Source organism: Cerasibacillus sp. JNUCC 74 (assembly GCF_053667775.1).
In genome coordinates this window covers 1,988,560-2,006,327 of record NZ_CM132207.1, presented here as the reverse complement: position 1 = coordinate 2,006,327, position 17,768 = coordinate 1,988,560, and the positions used below count along the sequence as shown (strand labels likewise).

The following is a 17,768-nucleotide window of genomic DNA, read 5'->3' as shown; positions in this document are numbered from 1 at the left end:
TTTCAAAGGGAAATGACCCGAGGGCTAGGCGCTAAATGTGGCTAAAACGTTATACAAAATTTGTAATTCCTAGACAATAAAAATAGTGCTACGCATAGGCGCAACACTTTATTTTAAATGAAATTAATTCTTATCTAGGCTCTACAATTAATTTAATCGCTGTACGTTCTTCATCATCAATTAAAATATCTGTAAAAGCTGGTATACAAATGAGGTCTACGCCACTAGGTGCAACAAATCCTCGTGCAATTGCTACTGCCTTCACCGCCTGGTTTAATGCACCAGCGCCAATGGCTTGAATTTCTGCTGAGCCACGTTCTCTTAACACATTTGCAAGTGCACCTGCTACTGAATTTGGATTTGATTTTGCTGACACTTTTAATACTTCCATTACTAGTACCTCCTTCATTTAACTATTATAGTCCTAATGTTACTATATTCGTGGAGATGATAGCTTATTACCTTTATTATGCATTAATAATTCTTAACATTCAATTAATAAATCTGTAAAGCCTTTCAATTCTACTTCTGTTGGTAAAAATTTTTAATCCAAAAATGGGTGGTCCTCATTAATTAAGATTCGTTTAATCTTGATTGCTTTTCCGCTCTTTGGATCAATATTTATAAAACACCCATTCAATTGCGTTCTTCCCTTTTTAGGGACTTCAAAACGAACTGGCATAGATGTTAGGAAACGTTGAATTACTGCTTCCCTTTCAACGCCTAAAATACCATCATACGGCCCTGTCATGCCTACATCTGTTATATATGCAGTCCCTTTGGGTAAAATCCGTTCATCTGCGGTTTGAGTGTGGGTGTGGGTACCGACTACAGCACTTACCCTGCCATCTACATACCAACCAAATGCTTGTTTTTCACTTGTAGCCTCTCCATGAAAATCGACAAAGATAATGTTGGTTCGCTGTTTCGCTTCTTCAATTAGTGTATCTGCTTTCACAAAAGGGTCATCGCTTGGAGGTAAGAAAGTCCTCCCCTGTAAATTAACCACTGCAACTTCTACTCCATTTATATTAATATAGACAATTCCTTTACCGGGATTATTATTTGGGAAATTTGCTGGACGGATCATATTTTTAGCATCTTGAAAAAAATCATATATTTCTTTTTTATCCCATGTATGATTACCCAATGTAATAACCTGTATACCCCACTCTAGCAGTTGTTTGTAAATTTTCTCTGTGATTCCCTTCCCTGCTGCAGCATTTTCCCCATTAGCAATGGTAAGGTTTGGGCGATACTTTTCTTTTAGTTTGGGTAAATAGTTTTCAAGCATGTTTCTACCGGGAGATCCAACAATATCGCCAATAAATAATATTTTCATCTTATTCTCATCCTATCTTTCTTCATATCTTCAGTTTTTCATAACGAGCAATAAATGTCAAAAATAAAAACCATTTTTTTCAATTCCATTACGGTTATGGCTCTATAAAAAAGCCAGTTAACAATGCTATTAGCTGCTTCTAGCTATGTAAACGATAGTATGTAATTTTTAATGAAAATTCATTTTTCCAGCACTCCTATATCACTGATCAAATTGCTATGTACATCTATCATCTTTAACAACAACAGTTCTTTGTCCAATGTAGTAGTGGAATATACCTATCAGCCGTGGGCTCATTCACTTTGGCAGCACGATTCCACCTTTTTTTAGTATTTTTACAACTGTTTTGGATAAGATTAGCCTCTAAATAGACTGTTTTCGTTAGCTATGAATCCGCTTGGTTCGTTTCTTACAGAATGAGCAATTTTGTTTTTTAACTTTGATATGAAGTTCTATCAACCATGATTGAAACCTTTTCTATATTCCATACCTCTACATGTTTAACATTAATCCCTACTCTATGATTGTGCGTTTTCCCTCTTTTTTACTTTTCTTGCACAACTTAAGGCTAACAAAAAAGAGAGGGAAAGACGTGTGTTTTTTGTTTATTATAAACCTTGTCGGAATAATAGAAACCGCCCACATTCAGTATAGTGCCCCTTTTTTAAAGCAAAATAAAAAGCGGTCAACGGACCACTTTTTATTTTGCATATTCGACAGCACGTGTTTCTCGAATTACAGTCACTTTTATATGACCTGGATAGTCCAGCTCGCTTTCAATTCGTTTGCGAATATCTCGAGCAATTCTTACCGATTCCACATCATCAATTTCATCTGGTTTTACCATAATTCGAATTTCCCTTCCAGCTTGAATAGCAAAAGACTTTTCTACACCAACGAACGATTCAGAGATCTCTTCTAATTTTTCTAATCGTTTAATATAATTCTCCAATGTCTCACTTCTTGCTCCAGGTCTTGCTGCAGATAGGGCATCAGCAGCTGCTACAAGTACAGAGATAATCGAAGTAGGTTCTTCATCGCCATGGTGTGAAGCAATAGAATTTATAACAACTTCATGCTCTTTGTACTTTATTGCGAGCTCTTTACCAATCTCTACATGACTACCTTCTACTTCATGATCAACTGCTTTTCCGATATCATGAAGCAGTCCAGCTCTTCTTGCAAGTATTTCATCTTCACCAAGTTCAGCAGCAAGTAAACCAGCTAAGTAAGCTACTTCAGTTGAGTGTTTTAAAACATTCTGTCCATAGCTTGTACGATATTTTAACCGACCTAAAATTTTGATTAAATCTGGGTGTAATCCGTGCACACCCACTTCAAATGTTGTCTCTTCTCCAATCTCACGTATATAATCATCAACATCACGTCTAGCTTTATCTACCATTTCTTCGATTCGCGCAGGGTGAATCCGTCCATCCTGAACCAACTTTTCTAATGCTAGACGAGCTACCTCTCTACGAATTGGGTCAAACCCAGATAATATAACTGCTTCCGGTGTATCATCAATAATTAAGTCAATTCCTGTTAAGGTTTCAAGTGTTCTAATATTACGACCTTCCCGACCAATGATACGTCCCTTCATTTCGTCATTTGGAAGGTTTACAACAGACACTGTTGTTTCAGCAACGTGGTCAGCAGCACAACGCTGTAATGCTAAAGATAGAATGTTCTTCGCCTTTTTATCAGCTTCTTCTTTTGCACGATTTTCAGCCTCTTTAATGATTAAAGCAGCATCATGTGCAACCTCTTTTTCCACTCGTTCCAAAATAATTTGCTTAGCTTGGTCTATTGTATATCCTGAAATGCGTTCAAGCTCCGTTTGCTGCTCTTGTAAAATAGCTTCCACTTTGCTTTCCATTTCTTCAATTTGTTGTTGTTTGTCTGTTAAAGACTGTTCTCTTTGTTCCAACATAAGCTCTCGCTTATCTAATGATTCACTTTTTTTGTCTAAATTTTCTTCTTTTTGCATCAGACGATTCTCTTGCTTCTGAACCTCACCACGTCGTTCACGAAGCTCGTCCTCTGTTTGCTGTCGAAGTTTATGAATTTCATCCTTTGCTTCAAGAAGTGCCTCTTTCTTTGAAGCTTCAGCATTCCGACGTGCCTCATCAACAATTTGTTTTGCTAATGTTTCTGCACTAGAAATTTTTGCTTCAGCAATAGACCTACGAATCAGATAACCAACAACAATACCGACGATTAGGATTACAAGCAAAATGGAGATGAGCATAAGACTGTCCATGATTTCACCTCCTCTTGCTATAAAGTTGTACATCAATTATTGTCGGCATGTAAAATTTTCAATGCGTTGAATAAACATAAATTATATCATGAAAATGATAAATTTATACAAATTTAATTTTAATTGTGTCTGATAAGAATGTCAAGGAAACGTCACAACTTAATTACTGATTTACATGATAAATGGTACAATTTACCAACAAAATACAAGAAAACAGGCTACTTTTTTTGTACTGAGAAAGCTGATTAATTTTTGGGGGTGACAATAAAGCTTAGAACGGATGAATCTTTAAATACAGGACAAAAGAAACATATCCCTGCAACAGGAGTATGCCCGACACCTGAGGCAGGCCCGCTTTTCGTCGGCCTTCCTTTAGATTCGAGCTGATGTTAACTTACCTAGAAAGGAGATCGAAGTTTGCTAGTACTAGAGCGCTTAAGCTAGACGATATGCTAAAAGTGATTCACAAGATAGAAACGAATATAATTTTTTCGACAAGAACAAAAAATCCCCTGCTAGAATAGCAAGAGATTTCATTTTAAACATCTAAGCTTTCCTGACTAAACGCTTCAACAGTATCTTCTTCTTTTTCTTTCGGTTCGTCATCTAAATGATGATGCTCTCTGATTGCTGTATGAATTTCTGCCATTATCTCTTGGTTTTCTTTTAAAAACTGCTTTGCATTTTCCCGTCCTTGTCCAAGCCGTTCTCCATTATACGAATACCAAGCACCACTTTTTTGAACGATATCCAAGTCCGATCCCATGTCAAGGATTTCTCCCTCTTTAGAGATGCCTTCTCCATACATAATATCAACCTCTGCTTGTTTAAACGGAGGAGCAACTTTATTTTTGACAACTTTAATTCTTGTTTTGTTTCCGACCATATCGTTGCCCTGCTTTATTGCTTCTGCGCGGCGTACTTCAAGTCTTACAGAAGAGTAGAACTTAAGAGCTCGTCCACCTGGAGTTGTTTCAGGATTTCCGAACATGACACCGACTTTTTCCCGAATTTGGTTAATGAAAATAGCTGTAGATTTTGACTTGTTAATGGCACCTGATAATTTACGTAATGCTTGAGACATTAAACGAGCTTGTAAACCAACATGGGAGTCTCCCATTTCCCCTTCGATTTCCGCTTTCGGAACAAGAGCAGCCACCGAATCTACAACTATAATATCAACCGCACCACTCCGAACAAGTGCTTCCGCAATTTCAAGTGCTTGTTCTCCAGTATCAGGCTGAGAAAGCAGAAGCTCTTCAATATTCACACCTAAAGCACGAGCATATGTAGGATCAAGCGCATGCTCTGCATCAATAAATGCCGCTTGTCCCCCCTGGCGTTGTGCTTCAGCAATTGCATGTAAAGCTACTGTTGTTTTACCGGATGATTCCGGACCGTATATTTCAACAACTCGGCCTTTTGGGTACCCACCAATTCCAAGTGCAACATCTAACGCTAAGGAGCCGCTAGGTATGGTTGCTACTTTTTGTTCAGCCTGTTCCCCCAATTTCATGATAGAACCTTTGCCAAATTGCTTTTCTATTTGTTTTAATGCCATATCTAAAGCTTGTTTTTTATCACTCAAAACATCGCCCTCCTTTATTAATCTATTTCCATCATACATGCTTTTCGTTTATTTGCCAAGCAAAAAACGAATAAATGTTCCCCTTTTTTCACTTGAATATTTACCAAAAAATTAGATTTGTCATAAAATAATTTACTAAAAAAACGAAAATACGTAACATACGTTGTTTTATTTTATCATTTTAGTTTTTTATACAAAAGCTCTAAGCCTTTCACTACAGATCTACGTCTAATTGCACTGCGATCTCCCTGAAATAAACATTTTTCCACATGTGTTCCAATTTCATCATAAATACCAATATAAACTAAACCGACTGGATGACCTTCCATTTCCGTTGGTCCTGCTACTCCGGTAAAAGAAATACCAATCGATGCACCTAATTTATGTGCTACTTGCTCTGCCATTTCTTTTGCACATTCTTCGCTAATAGCACCTTTTGTTTGCAAGGTTTTCTTAGAAACACCTAGTGTGTGTTCTTTCACATGATTTGTATAGCTTACAATACCGCCATGAAATACATTTGAAGCGCCGGAGACGGCAGTTAGCTTTTCAGCAAACAGTCCACCTGTTAAGCTTTCCGCAGCAGCAATTGTCTTCTGTTGTTTTGCTAATAACGCTACGACTTTCCCTTCTAACGTTTCATGATTGACACCGTAGATATAATGTCCAACACGCTCTATTATTTTCGTTTTCGTCGCCGTTAATAGTTCGTCTGCTTGCTTTAGGGAATCACTCTTTGCTGTAAGTCTAATCATAATACCATCTTCCTGTGCTAATGGTGCTATCGTCGGATTACTTTGTCCATGAATAAGATCATACAGTTCATGCTCCAGTTTCGATTCACCAATGCCGACAAATTTTAAAGCCACCGATTTAATCAATTCTTCTTTTCCCATTAATTGCTGTAAAGCAGGAAACATATACTGCTCTGCTAAGGCTTTCATCTCACGCGGTACACCGGGTAAAAAGATCCATGTTCGACTTTCAAAAGAAACCATCATTCCCGGAGCCATCCCCACATGATTTGGCCAAACCATTGCCTCAGCAAATACTCTTGCCTGCTTCCGATTGTTTGGAGTCATGGTTGTCTGCTGCTTTTTAAAATAGGCTTGAATTTTATCCATGGAGGGCTTATGTTCAACTAAAGAAAATTGGCTTAACTGTTGAAATGCTTCTCTTGTTAAATCATCGTCTGTTGGTCCGAGTCCTCCAGTTACAATAATAACATCGGATCGATCATGTGCCTGCTTAAAGGTCTCTACAACTCGATTTAAATTATCCCCCACAACCACATGGTAAAATACATTAACACCATAATTAGCTAGCTGCTGGGATAACCATTGTGCATTTGTATTCGCAATTTGACCAAGTAACAGCTCTGTACCTACAGCTACAATTTCAGCATTTATTGTCTTACTCATTTAGAATCCCTCATTACATGCCAGTTTTTAACAAAATAATCGACACCAGACCATACTGTAAACAATAAACTTATATATAACATAACTTCTCCAAACGGAAATCCTATATAAGAAAACGGAAAATTATGGAGCAATAAAACAGCAATAGCTACCATTTGCGTTGCTGTTTTTAATTTCCCCATTTTGCCTGCAGCTAAAACAATGCCTTCCCCTGCTGCAACTAGTCGAAGACCTGTCACTGCAAATTCCCTGCTAATAATAATGATGACAACCCATGCAGGTGCGACTCCCATTTCAACTAATATAATAAGCGCTGCTGAGACGAGCAGCTTATCAGCGAGTGGATCTAAGAATTTCCCTAAATTGGTAACAAGGTTGTACTTACGGGCATAATGACCATCTACCCAGTCTGTGCCTGCAGCAAAAATAAACAGTAAGGCGGAAATGAAATGTACTACCGGTAACTCAGCTTCACCAATTTGCCAAGTTCCCCAGGAAAACGGTACACTCATTAAAATGATAAAAATTGGAATTAAACAAATTCGTGATAAGGTTAATTTATTTGGTAAGTTCATATAGATCCTCCTAGTAAAGTGATAAACCCTTCCCCAAAAGTTGAAAGGAAGGGTTTATAAAAATTTATTCGGTTTCTTGTTTCAATTCAATCCATATATTTTGTCTTACATTGCTTGCATCTACTGGGTATTCCATTTCTACACCATTAATAGTGATAGTTAAGACGGAAGCATTACCGATTTTGAAAAAGACGCGCTCTTTACCACTTAAATCAATTTCTAATGGAGATTGATCTTGATTAAACATATTCTCGGCAAATAGTTCTTCCCCATTATCTGCTTTAACACCCAACCATGTATCCCCAGTTGCTTCTAATTTAGCTGTTACTTCTTCTCCCGTGTATGTGAATTCTACAGTCGACTCTGGGGTACTGCCGGTACCTTTTTCAATAACATTAAATTCAGCTTCTTTATCTTTGTCTTTATCTTTGTCATCAGCCTTATCTTGCTCATCCGACTTTTCACTATCATCTGCATTTTCATTGGCTGCAGCTTCATTGTCTTCATTATCATCTTTAATGATTATATCATTACTACTATTTCCATTTTTTACTGGCTCTTCACTGCCTGTACCCGACATATTTTGGGAAATAAAGAAAATAGCTACAGCAATGATCCCGATAATAAGTAAAACAACAATAATGGTTGGAAATAAAGAAAAGTTGGAGGAGCTTTTTTCAGCTTGGCTTTTACGAGAACGCTGCATACGAGAGTATTGCTCTTCGCTAGGTTCTTCCGTCTTTGGTACTTCCTCTTTATGTTCCTCTAATAGTTCATCAGGATCTAATCCAACGGCATTCGCATATTCCTTCATAAATGCACGCGCATAAAACTTGCCTGGAAGGATTTGCAAATTTCCTTCTTCAATTGCCTGTAAATATCTTTTTTGAATTTTTGTCATTTCTTGTAATTCTTCTAAAGAGAGGTTCCTCGCCTCTCTTGCTTCTTTTAATCTTTCTCCAATCTGCATATCCAACACCATCCATTTTAAAAATCAAACATTGATGTTCCGTTTTCTTGTTTAAACTGCTGTGGCTCAACAGGTTCATATGTAATTTCTTCATCCTCATGATTACGTAATTCAATAATATAATCAAAATCAGTTATTTCATATTCCGTCATTTGGACAAATATATCTGGATGCTCCACAACTTTAATTGAGGGGAGTCGCATAACTTCTCGAATAAGTTGCCAATGCTGTTCATTTGCACGACGTGTCGATACAATACCATCGATAATATAAACATTATCTGGATTGTACTCTCCTTCAATTAGCTTATTGCGTACCGTTTGTTTTAAAAGTGTGCTGGATACAAATAGCCATCGTTTATTAGCACATACACTTGCAGCAACTACCGATTCTGTTTTCCCTACTCTAGGCATGCCGCGAATTCCAATCAATTTATGTCCATCTGTTTTAAATAACTCTGCCATAAAGTCTACAAGCAAGCCAAGATCATCGCGATTGAAACGAACGGTTTTATGGTCATCTACATCCCGATGTATATACCTGCCATGACGAACAGCTAATTTATCACGAAGTTTAGGTTGGCGCAGCTTAATAACCCTAATGGTATCCATTGTTTTTAAAATAGATTTTAAACGTAAAATATTTTCATCATATTTAGAAAGGAGCAGCATTCCTCGCCGGTAATTTTCCACCCCATTTATCATGATAATATTGATGGATAGCATACCAAGCAAGGAAGATATATCGCCAAGCAAACCAGGGCGATTAATTTTAATTTCATATTCCAGATACCACTCTGTTTTTTCCATATGATACCCCTTTGTCAAAAATTAACCAAAGATTACTACATATTCCATATGAGCCTTAGGACAATTCTTCATACTATCTAATTATATAATAAAGGATTTTTCCATAAGTTAAAAGAGATTAGGGAATAATTAAATGAAAATAGTTATCTTCTATATCATATATATACCCTATTTTAACGAAATAAAGCAAATATAAAAAGAAAATCATGTATAAAAAATAATTTATAAGTGATTGCTTCTACTTATAAAGTTAAACACCTAATCATTTTACAAACGTCAAGCGACTTCTATATTAAAATTACGCTTTTTATGTGGAAATAGTATGTTACAAAAGTCTAGTAAAAATCCCTATACATGTTCACAGACTTAAAAGCAATATAAAATAGAACAATCTATTTTCGATATTCCATCATGTTGGAAATATGATTTCCTGGATCATTAGAAAAACTTGTCTTGTCGTCAAGTCTTTATGGCGAAAGCGATCGTTTTTCTTATACGATAAAGTGAAACTTCATTCCGTGGAATGCTTTTTACACGGAATGTTAGTACCACAAGGGTATGACCTAAAGGCCATTGAACCAATCGGGCATTTAGGTGCCGTTTTCTCCCACTTTGACCCTTTGTATCATGTATCAACTCAGGTCTTGAAGCAGGAGTCTTACGGCACCTTACATGCGGAATAAGGCCTAATTAGACTTTCCTATAATAGAACAAAAAGAAGCCGTTCCAATCACGAAACAGCTTCCTTTTTTTAATTCACAATTATTTATCGATATTTGTGAAGAATAATAATTCCAAAGAGAAATAACCAGAAGTAATGTATTACACAACCGACAATTAGGGTATGATTCCTACCGCTTGAACGTTGAACAAGACAGGAAAAATGGAAATTCTACCCGAATATGAGTTGTCAGAAGAATATGGGATATAATTTAGTGGGCTTTACGTAATAAGTATATATCCACAGAACTTGCTTCTATCTTACTGCTGATTACCTTGGCTTTGGACAAATTTAACCATTGCATTGGCAATAGCTTGTTGTTCTTGTTCAGATGCAGAATTCCATAAATCACGCAATACTGCTTCTTCTTTATTTTTTGCATCAACATTTTTAGATAGGTAATCACCAACTTCATGAGCTACATTTTGAATCGTTTGATTACTCATACCTTGTTGCTGAGCTTGGTTTAACTTATTTGCTAAAAAGCTTTTCCATGAATCAAAATTATCTAAAACAGACATTTACTTCTCCTCCTTCTAGTTTATACACACCTAGTATTTGAGTTATTTTCTAGTTTATGCATATCAGAAGGAGTAAAATTACCATCCACCTGTAATATCGATAATTGCTCCTTGAATATAGCTGCTCTCATTAGAAAATAAAAACCTTGCCATATAAGCAATATCATCTGGAGTTCCCGCTCTATTTTGGGGAATCTCTTTAAAAATGGCTGCTCTTTCTTTCTCGCATAAATGACCGTTCATTTTTGTGTCAATAAATCCCGGACTTATCGCATTTACAGAAATTCCAGATGGAGCTACTTCTTTTGCCAGCGCTTTTACAAAGCTGTTTTGTGCACCTTTTACAGCTGAATATACAACTTCATTACTTGCTCCTTGCTCTCCCCATATTGACGTAATAAATAGAATCGTTCCTGTTTGTTTGGAAATCATTTTTGGCAGAAGTTGCTTTGTAATTAACCAGGGAGATTTTACATATAGCTGGATCATTTCATCCATTGTAGTTTCTGAAGTTTCCTGAAATAGCCCATAATAAGCTTTACCGCTAGCAAATACAATCCCATCTATTGATATTTCGAGCATTTTCAAAAATCGTTTACAGTCTTGCTCGTTGCTTAAATCCGCTTGATAAATAGCCAAAATAGCTTCCCCATGCTCTTTACAAAGTTCGTTGACTATTTGTTTATTCGTGTGATAATGAAGCAATAGCTGATGGCCTGCTTCTAGTAATTGGCGAGCTATTGCTGTCCCAATATCACCGCTTGCACCAACAATTAAGATATTTTTCCCCATTATCTTTCATTACTCCGCTGCTATAGTGCATACTGCTAAGCGCTCGTCAGCTATCCAATTTTCCATAAATTGTTTGGCATCTTGCAACGTAAGGGTTCTAACAGTAGGCAACAGCTGGAAGAAATCAATACCCAGTAAGTAATAATGGGTATAGGAATTAGCTATTGTTTCCAAGCGATTCATCATACGTAATAGTTGTCCGATCTTTTTCTTTTTGATGCGTTGGAATGTTGCTTCACTTAATTCTCCCTCTTGAATCTGAAGCAGCATTTCCTTGAGTCTTTTGGCAAATTCCTGTGGGCTTCTTGTATTGCTACCAATTAAAACATAACCAAAATCACGATCGATATTGGTCTCATAGAAGAAGCTGTCATCAATGAGTTGTTTATTGTACAATTCTTGATAATATGGGCCGCCTTTTGAAAAATAATAATCCATTAACATATCTTGCAATAGATCATTTTTCAAAACCAAGTCAGGTGAATTTTCGTTGAAAGCACCTTTAATACCAACCGTACATTTCGGAATGGATACAGGCATCGTTATTTGTTTTTCTTTCATAGCCACTTTTTTAGGTTCTTCAGGAAACTTCCTGCGTAATTGCTCCATTCGGTCAAACTTCTTTTTGGCCTGATTTACTTTAATTAATTCCATCATTTGTTTGGGATTAAAATTCCCGGTAATAAATAAAATCATATTTTCCGGATGATAAAATGTATGATAGCACGTATATAAATCATCCTTTGTAATTTGATAAATGGACTCAACGGTACCAGCAATATCAACATTTATCGGGTGGTTTTGGAACATCGCTTTGATCGTTCCCATAAACGCTTGCCACTCTGGCTGATCATCATACATTTTGATTTCTTGCGCAATAATCCCTTTTTCCTTTTCTACAGATTCTTCGGTAAAATAAGGATCCTGTACAAAGTCAATCAGTGTTTCCACATTTTTTTCAATATGATCTGTAGCTGTAAATAAATAAGCTGTTTTGGTAAATGATGTATACGCATTGGCTGAAGCGCCTTGTTTCGAGAAGTCATAAAAAACATCCCCTTGCTCACTTTCAAATAGTTTATGCTCTAAAAAGTGAGCAACACCTTCAGGTACAGTCACTGCTTCATCTTTTCCAATTGGTGTGAAATGCAAATCAATCGAGCCATAGTTGGTTGTAAACAGTGCATGTGTCTTGGCCATCTCTTGCTTTGGTAAGAGACAAACTGTAAGTCCATTATCCAGTTTTTCTGTATATAATGTCTCCCCGATATCTTGATACGTATGTTTATTCATGGGAATCCCCTTTCTCTGACGTTAATAAATATGTCGTATCTTCTTGTAGTTTTTTACTAACAGCAACAACTTCTTCCTTTGTTACTTGTTTTATCCGTTCAATAAAGTCGATCGGGTTTATTTGTTTATCAGCTAATACCTGTTGGTATAAAAACTCTATCGTTCCTTGTGGATGGTCTAATGTTTCCAGTAATTGGTTCGTAATTTGTGCTTTAGCTTCTTCTATCTGATGACTAGTAAAATCACCCTGTTTCATTGCAGTCATTTGATTCTTTATAATATCTCTTGCCTTTTCGAAATCTTTTGGAGCAATACCGCTAAAGACAAGTAATAACCCTTTATGACTTTCAAGCCGAGAAGCAGCATAATAAGCAAGACTATTTTTTTCTCTAACATTCTTAAACAACTTTGAGCTTGGAAATCCGCCAAAAATGCCATTGAATACATGCAGTGCATAATATTCCGGCTGACCGAACGTTACATTTGTTCGATAACCAATATGTAGCTTTGCTTGTTGAATCTGGTCTGTTTCAATCACTTGCTTTGGCGACTTCTCTACTATGGAACGACTGGCTTCTCGATGAATTTGATTGCGGTCTGCATTTGGCGTGAGTTCGAAAATGGATGCTATTTCTTTCATTCTATTTAAAGGTAAATCACCTTGTATATAGATATCCATTCTATCTTCATGAATCATCTGTTGGTAATAAGCGTATAAGCTTTTCGAAGTGATCGTTTCCAACTCATCCATATATCCATGTACATGTAGCTGATAAGCTTCCCCTTTGCACATTTCATCAATTAAGCGCATGTTTGCATAACTCATTTTGTCATCTTTTAAAGAAAGGATTTTTTGTTTCAATGTTTCCTTTTCCCGATTAAAAACGCTTGATGCAAATTGAGTGCCATCACTATTTGGGTCAAATAGTACATCATGTAGTAAGTTTAATCCTTGAGTTAATATCGGCGGGTTGTCCTGCAAAAACTTCTGATTTGCAATTTCCAAACGCAAACTAATAATATGGTTCTCTCCTTTTTTCGCACCATCTAAAGATATGGATGCCCCATACAGTTCATCTAATTTCAGTTGAAATTCCTGCTTTGTCGGATACCGCTTTGTTCCTTGCCTTAAAACATATGGAAGAAGCGCTCGTTTCGTTATCGTTTTTTTTTGTAACGGTGCCTTTAACTTCACCACTACCGTAACCGTTTTATACTTTTTAGTAGGGATATAATGAAAATAGGTTCCATTTGTTTGTTTTATTGTTTCAGTTATTTTCTCCATTCGAATCCTCCTTTATCAATTCAATGCTTTTGTCTATTCTGCACTATTTTTCCATTCGTCATCCATTATAAAGCAAAAAAAACTGACTTGCGACTTTTACACGCAAACCAGTTTTTTACTGCTTAGGAAAGTATAAAGTGAAACTTCATTCCGTGGAACGCTTTTTCCACGGAATGTTAGTACCACAAGGGTATGACCTAAAGGCCCTTGAACGAATCGGGCATTTAGGTGCCGTTTTCTCAACACTTTGCCTTCTTTGTATTGCCTACACTCTTGAAGTAGAAGTCTTACGGCACCTTACATGCGGGATAAATTTTTTCAAAATATCTATATTCATTGCTTAACCCCTCGAGATCGCTTCACTCCTCTACGATTACAGGCAGTCTCCTCCTTGAAGTTTCAACACTTGTTAAGCTGACCAAGGCGCTTGCACATTGTTCCTGATTATCGACTACCTTTCACATAAGGTACACCATTCGCTTTTGGTGCTTCTGCACGACCGATAAATCCAGCTAGCGCTAATATTGTTAATACGTATGGAGCAATAAGTAAAAATACTTGCGGTACATCAGCTAATAACGGAATCCCCGCACCGATCACACTTAAACTTTGGGCAAAACCAAAGAATAAAGCGGCTCCCATTGCACCTAGAGGATGCCATTTTCCAAAGATAACAGCTGCTAACGCCATAAATCCTTGACCAACAATAGTTGCATGGGAAAAATTTAAAGCAATCGTTAAGGCAAATACAGACCCGCCTAAACCTCCCATTGCTCCAGAAATAATTACTGCAATATAACGCAGACGATATACATTGATTCCATTCGTATCTGCTGCCATTGGATGTTCCCCTACTGCACGCAGTCGTAATCCGAATGGCGTTTTATATAAAATATACCATGCAATAAATGCCAAGATAATCGCAATATATGAGATGGTATAAATTCCTTTAAAGAATATCTCTCCAATAATTGGAATATCTGCTAATATTGGAATATCCGTTGTGAAAAATGGTTGTGTGACCATATCAGTTTGACCTTTATCATACCATTGCTTTGTTAAAAACACACCAAGTCCTAATGCTAAAAAGTTAATTGCTACTCCGCTTACGACCTGGTCTGCATAAAGGGATACGGATGCTACTGCATGGATAACAGAAAAAAGCGCAGAAAAAAACATTGCGACGATAATGGATACCCAAGGGGTCCATGCACCAAATACTTCAGCAAAAGTAAGGTTAAACACAATACCAACAAAAGCACCCATGACCATTAATCCTTCAAGACCAATATTAACCACTCCAGATCGCTCGCTAAATACACCGCCAAGAGCTGTAAAAATGAGTGGTGCTGAATAAAAAAGTGCGGTTGGGATAATGGATTGTAATAATTCAATGAAACTCATTTATTTTCCCTCCCTTTAAAGCGAAGTATAATCCAACGAATGAGATAGCTTGATGCAACAAAGAAAATGATCAGCGCGATAATGATATCCACTAGTTCATTGGGAACTCCGGCTTGAGTTGGCATATTTAAAGCCCCAACCTTAAGAGCACCAAATAAAAGTGCCGCTAATATTACTCCTATTGCATTATTTGCTCCTAATAACGCCACTGCAATTCCGTCAAAGCCAAGATTGGAAAAGCCTGAGCTAACAGTCATATTTCCATACGTTCCTAAACCTTCCATAGAACCAGCTAAGCCGGCAAAGGCTCCGGAGATGATCATAGCTAAAATAATATTCCGCTTCACACTCATTCCTGCATATTTAGAAGCATGACGGTTATAACCAACCGCCTTTAACTCAAAGCCAAGATTGGTTCGATCGATGATAAACCACATGACAACTGCTGCAATCACTGCAAGAAAAATCCCATAATGCATGCGGGAAAAATAGGTTAAATTTTCTAGCCAAGCGGATGCCAGTGAAGCTGTAGGTGCAATCATGTCTGTTTTGTCTGCACTCTCTGTTAACACATTACGAATAATAGCATTGGTACTATATAAAGCAACATAATTCAGCATGATAGTCACAATTACTTCATGTACTCCTAAACTAGCTTTCAACAAACCTGGAATCAGTCCCCATAATGCTCCAGCTAGTGCAGCTACTAATAAAGCTAAAGGAAGGTGAATATACATGGGTGCGTCCACGGTTGTACCAACCCATACTGCAGCAAGCCAACCAACAATAACTTGACCTTCTGCTCCAATATTAAATAGTCCTGCCCGAAAAGCAAAAGCGATGGCTAAACCGGTGAAAATATATGGAGTAGTCTGGCGAATTGTTTCACCAAAAAAGTAGGGATCACCAAATGCGCCTTGGAATAATGCGATATAGCCTTGTATCGGATTATAGCCAAATAACAGCATAATAATTGCTCCTGATAAAAGTCCGGTAAAGACAGAGAAAATCGGAACAAGAATATTAAACCATTTATTTGTCATCATGAGCTCTCGCCTACCTTTTCATGTCCACTTCCAGCCATCAAGAGACCTAAATGCTGTTCATTTGTCTCCTCAGGCTTTATATCAGCAACAATTTTTCCATCATAAATAACCGCAATTCGATCGCTTACATCTAAAATTTCATCTAATTCAAATGATATTAATAAAATTGCTTTCCCTTTATCGCGTTCTTCAATGAGTTTTCGATGGATAAATTCAATGGCGCCAACATCAAGACCTCTAGTCGGCTGGGCAGCGATTAATAAATCAGGAGAGCGATCAATTTCCCTGGCGATAATTGCTTTTTGTTGATTTCCCCCGGACAGTGCACGTGCTTTCGTATATACAGTTGGTGTTCTCACATCATATTCAGCAATTAATTGTTCAGCTTTACTAAAAATTTGCTTATAATTTAAAATTTTATATTTAGAAAATGGTCGTTTATAATACGTTTGTAATACGATGTTCTCACCGATCGAATAGTCGAGAACAAGACCATATTTATGTCGATCTTGAGGAATATGTCCTATTCCACTTTCTGTTACTTTTCGAGGAGATAGATTGGTTATATCTTTATTATTCAAGAGAATTTTTCCTGCATTTGCTTTTCTTAACCCAGTAATTGTTTCAATTAATTCAGATTGACCATTTCCATCAACTCCGGCAATTCCGACGATTTCTCCAGCGCGAACAGATAATTCCAATCCCTTTAGCCTATCTATCTTTCTACTATCCTTGACAACGAGATCATTTATTTCCAGTACCGTTTGCTTTGGTTTAGCAGGTTGTTTATCAACTTGAAACGAGATATCTCTACCTACCATTAAGGATGCTAGTTCCTTCACATTTGTATCTGCCACATTAACTGTACCAATGCCTTTACCTTTACGAATTACAGTACAGCGATCGCATATTTGCATAATTTCTTTTAATTTATGTGTTATCAGAATAATCGATTTTCCTTCTGCAATTAAAGTTTTAAAAATTTGCATAAGTTCAGTAATTTCTTGAGGAGTTAATACAGCAGTCGGCTCATCAAAGATGAGTACTTCTGCCCCACGATAGAGTGTTTTCAATATTTCAGCACGCTGTTGCATGCCGACGGAAATATCGCTGATTTTCGCGGTTGCATCTACTCGTAATCCATATTTGTCGGATAATTTTTGAACTTCTTCTTCAGCTTCCTTAATATTAACTCGACCATGTTTCGTCGGTTCATTCCCAAGAATAATATTTTGCGTAACCGTAAACGTCTCCACTAACATAAAATGCTGGTGTACCATCCCAATGCCTAAATCATTAGCTACATTTGGGTTGGTGATATTAACTTTTTTCCCTTTTACACGAATCTCTCCTTGCTCTGGCTGATAGAGTCCAAACAATACGTTCATTAAGGTCGATTTTCCAGCACCATTTTCACCTAATAAGGCATGGATTTCACCTTTTTTCAACTGAATAGTGATATCATCATTTGCAACTATCCCAGGGAATTCTTTACGAATATGCAGCATCTCTATTACATAATCCACCAATTAGCATCAACTCCTTTGCTGCCGAAAGCAAATTTTAGGTTACATCAATTACAGTTTTTTAAGTAAGTTAGCCTTGACTTTCGCTGATCCGTAGACTTATGAACAAAGGCGGAAGCGCCCGTTTAGCAACGTAGTGAATGGAACGAATCAAACGAGATAAAAGTGAAACTTCATTTCTTGGAACACATTTCCCAAGAAGTGTTAGCTGA

At 37.0% G+C, this 17,768-nt stretch carries 15 protein-coding genes; all 15 read right to left on the bottom strand.

Going from position 1 to position 17,768, the window contains the following annotated elements; genetic code table 11:
• Nucleotides 1-130: 130 nt before the first annotated feature.
• Nucleotides 131-391, bottom strand: coding sequence for a stage V sporulation protein S (locus tag JNUCC74_RS08805; RefSeq protein ID WP_021291504.1), 261 nt, complete (start codon nucleotides 389-391; stop codon nucleotides 131-133).
• Nucleotides 392-544: 153 nt separating this feature from the next.
• On the bottom strand, nucleotides 545-1,342 hold the full coding sequence (locus tag JNUCC74_RS08800; RefSeq protein WP_454067702.1) for a TIGR00282 family metallophosphoesterase: 798 nt from the start codon (nucleotides 1,340-1,342) through the stop codon (nucleotides 545-547).
• A 700-nt stretch (nucleotides 1,343-2,042) separates the two neighbouring features.
• Complete coding sequence (gene rny, locus JNUCC74_RS08795) at nucleotides 2,043-3,605, bottom strand: ribonuclease Y (protein ID WP_454067701.1); 1,563 nt, start codon at nucleotides 3,603-3,605, stop codon at nucleotides 2,043-2,045.
• A gap of 538 nt (nucleotides 3,606-4,143) precedes the next feature.
• On the bottom strand, nucleotides 4,144-5,193 hold the full coding sequence (gene recA, locus JNUCC74_RS08790; protein ID WP_077320486.1) for a recombinase RecA: 1,050 nt from the start codon (nucleotides 5,191-5,193) through the stop codon (nucleotides 4,144-4,146).
• Nucleotides 5,194-5,369: 176 nt separating this feature from the next.
• Nucleotides 5,370-6,614: a competence/damage-inducible protein A gene (locus JNUCC74_RS08785; protein WP_454067700.1), complete on the bottom strand. Its 1,245-nt coding sequence runs from the start codon at nucleotides 6,612-6,614 to the stop codon at nucleotides 5,370-5,372.
• The gene (gene pgsA, locus JNUCC74_RS08780; RefSeq protein WP_454067699.1) at nucleotides 6,611-7,189 is read right to left on the bottom strand and encodes a CDP-diacylglycerol--glycerol-3-phosphate 3-phosphatidyltransferase; all 579 of its coding nucleotides are present in this window, start codon (nucleotides 7,187-7,189) and stop codon (nucleotides 6,611-6,613) included. The genes JNUCC74_RS08785 and pgsA overlap by 4 nt, the downstream gene beginning before the upstream one ends.
• Nucleotides 7,190-7,253: 64 nt before the next feature.
• Complete coding sequence (locus JNUCC74_RS08775; protein WP_454067698.1) at nucleotides 7,254-8,159, bottom strand: helix-turn-helix domain-containing protein; 906 nt, start codon at nucleotides 8,157-8,159, stop codon at nucleotides 7,254-7,256.
• Between the two features lie 17 nt (nucleotides 8,160-8,176).
• Complete coding sequence (locus tag JNUCC74_RS08770; RefSeq protein WP_077320482.1) at nucleotides 8,177-8,968, bottom strand: DUF3388 domain-containing protein; 792 nt, start codon at nucleotides 8,966-8,968, stop codon at nucleotides 8,177-8,179.
• Nucleotides 8,969-9,949: 981 nt separating this feature from the next.
• Complete coding sequence (locus JNUCC74_RS08765; protein WP_077320481.1) at nucleotides 9,950-10,210, bottom strand: DUF3243 domain-containing protein; 261 nt, start codon at nucleotides 10,208-10,210, stop codon at nucleotides 9,950-9,952.
• Between the two features lie 78 nt (nucleotides 10,211-10,288).
• Complete coding sequence (ymfI, locus tag JNUCC74_RS08760) at nucleotides 10,289-11,002, bottom strand: elongation factor P 5-aminopentanone reductase (RefSeq protein ID WP_454067697.1); 714 nt, start codon at nucleotides 11,000-11,002, stop codon at nucleotides 10,289-10,291.
• A gap of 9 nt (nucleotides 11,003-11,011) precedes the next feature.
• On the bottom strand, nucleotides 11,012-12,295 hold the full coding sequence (yfmH, locus tag JNUCC74_RS08755; RefSeq protein WP_454067696.1) for an EF-P 5-aminopentanol modification-associated protein YfmH: 1,284 nt from the start codon (nucleotides 12,293-12,295) through the stop codon (nucleotides 11,012-11,014).
• The gene (gene yfmF / locus JNUCC74_RS08750) at nucleotides 12,288-13,580 is read right to left on the bottom strand and encodes an EF-P 5-aminopentanol modification-associated protein YfmF (protein WP_454067695.1); all 1,293 of its coding nucleotides are present in this window, start codon (nucleotides 13,578-13,580) and stop codon (nucleotides 12,288-12,290) included. Before yfmF ends, yfmH begins: the two co-directional genes overlap by 8 nt.
• Before the next feature lie 444 nt (nucleotides 13,581-14,024).
• On the bottom strand, nucleotides 14,025-14,984 hold the full coding sequence (locus JNUCC74_RS08745; RefSeq protein ID WP_454067694.1) for an ABC transporter permease: 960 nt from the start codon (nucleotides 14,982-14,984) through the stop codon (nucleotides 14,025-14,027).
• Nucleotides 14,981-16,030 (bottom strand): ABC transporter permease, encoded by a 1,050-nt coding sequence (locus JNUCC74_RS08740; protein ID WP_077320476.1) that lies wholly within the window; start codon nucleotides 16,028-16,030, stop codon nucleotides 14,981-14,983. Before JNUCC74_RS08740 ends, JNUCC74_RS08745 begins: the two co-directional genes overlap by 4 nt.
• Entirely contained in the window at nucleotides 16,027-17,556 is a 1,530-nt protein-coding gene (locus JNUCC74_RS08735; RefSeq protein ID WP_454067867.1) for an ABC transporter ATP-binding protein, read from the bottom strand. The genes JNUCC74_RS08740 and JNUCC74_RS08735 overlap by 4 nt, the downstream gene beginning before the upstream one ends.
• Between the last annotated feature and the right edge of the window lie 212 nt (nucleotides 17,557-17,768).

Bases quoted from the DNA above. Each gene is read 5' to 3' on its own strand.
- JNUCC74_RS08740 (WP_077320476.1), bottom strand. From the start codon at position 16,030: ATGATGACAAATAAATGGTTTAATATTCTTGTTCCGATTTTCTCTGTC.
- JNUCC74_RS08800 (WP_454067702.1), bottom strand. From the start codon at position 1,342: ATGAAAATATTATTTATTGGCGATATTGTTGGATCTCCCGGTAGAAAC.
- rny (WP_454067701.1), bottom strand. From the start codon at position 3,605: ATGGACAGTCTTATGCTCATCTCCATTTTGCTTGTAATCCTAATCGTC.
- yfmF (WP_454067695.1), bottom strand. From the start codon at position 13,580: ATGGAGAAAATAACTGAAACAATAAAACAAACAAATGGAACCTATTTT.
- JNUCC74_RS08775 (WP_454067698.1), bottom strand. From the start codon at position 8,159: ATGCAGATTGGAGAAAGATTAAAAGAAGCAAGAGAGGCGAGGAACCTC.
- pgsA (WP_454067699.1), bottom strand. From the start codon at position 7,189: ATGAACTTACCAAATAAATTAACCTTATCACGAATTTGTTTAATTCCA.
- JNUCC74_RS08765 (WP_077320481.1), bottom strand. From the start codon at position 10,210: ATGTCTGTTTTAGATAATTTTGATTCATGGAAAAGCTTTTTAGCAAAT.
- JNUCC74_RS08805 (WP_021291504.1), bottom strand. From the start codon at position 391: ATGGAAGTATTAAAAGTGTCAGCAAAATCAAATCCAAATTCAGTAGCA.
- yfmH (WP_454067696.1), bottom strand. From the start codon at position 12,295: ATGAATAAACATACGTATCAAGATATCGGGGAGACATTATATACAGAA.
- JNUCC74_RS08785 (WP_454067700.1), bottom strand. From the start codon at position 6,614: ATGAGTAAGACAATAAATGCTGAAATTGTAGCTGTAGGTACAGAGCTG.
- JNUCC74_RS08770 (WP_077320482.1), bottom strand. From the start codon at position 8,968: ATGGAAAAAACAGAGTGGTATCTGGAATATGAAATTAAAATTAATCGC.
- ymfI (WP_454067697.1), bottom strand. From the start codon at position 11,002: ATGGGGAAAAATATCTTAATTGTTGGTGCAAGCGGTGATATTGGGACA.
- JNUCC74_RS08745 (WP_454067694.1), bottom strand. From the start codon at position 14,984: ATGAGTTTCATTGAATTATTACAATCCATTATCCCAACCGCACTTTTT.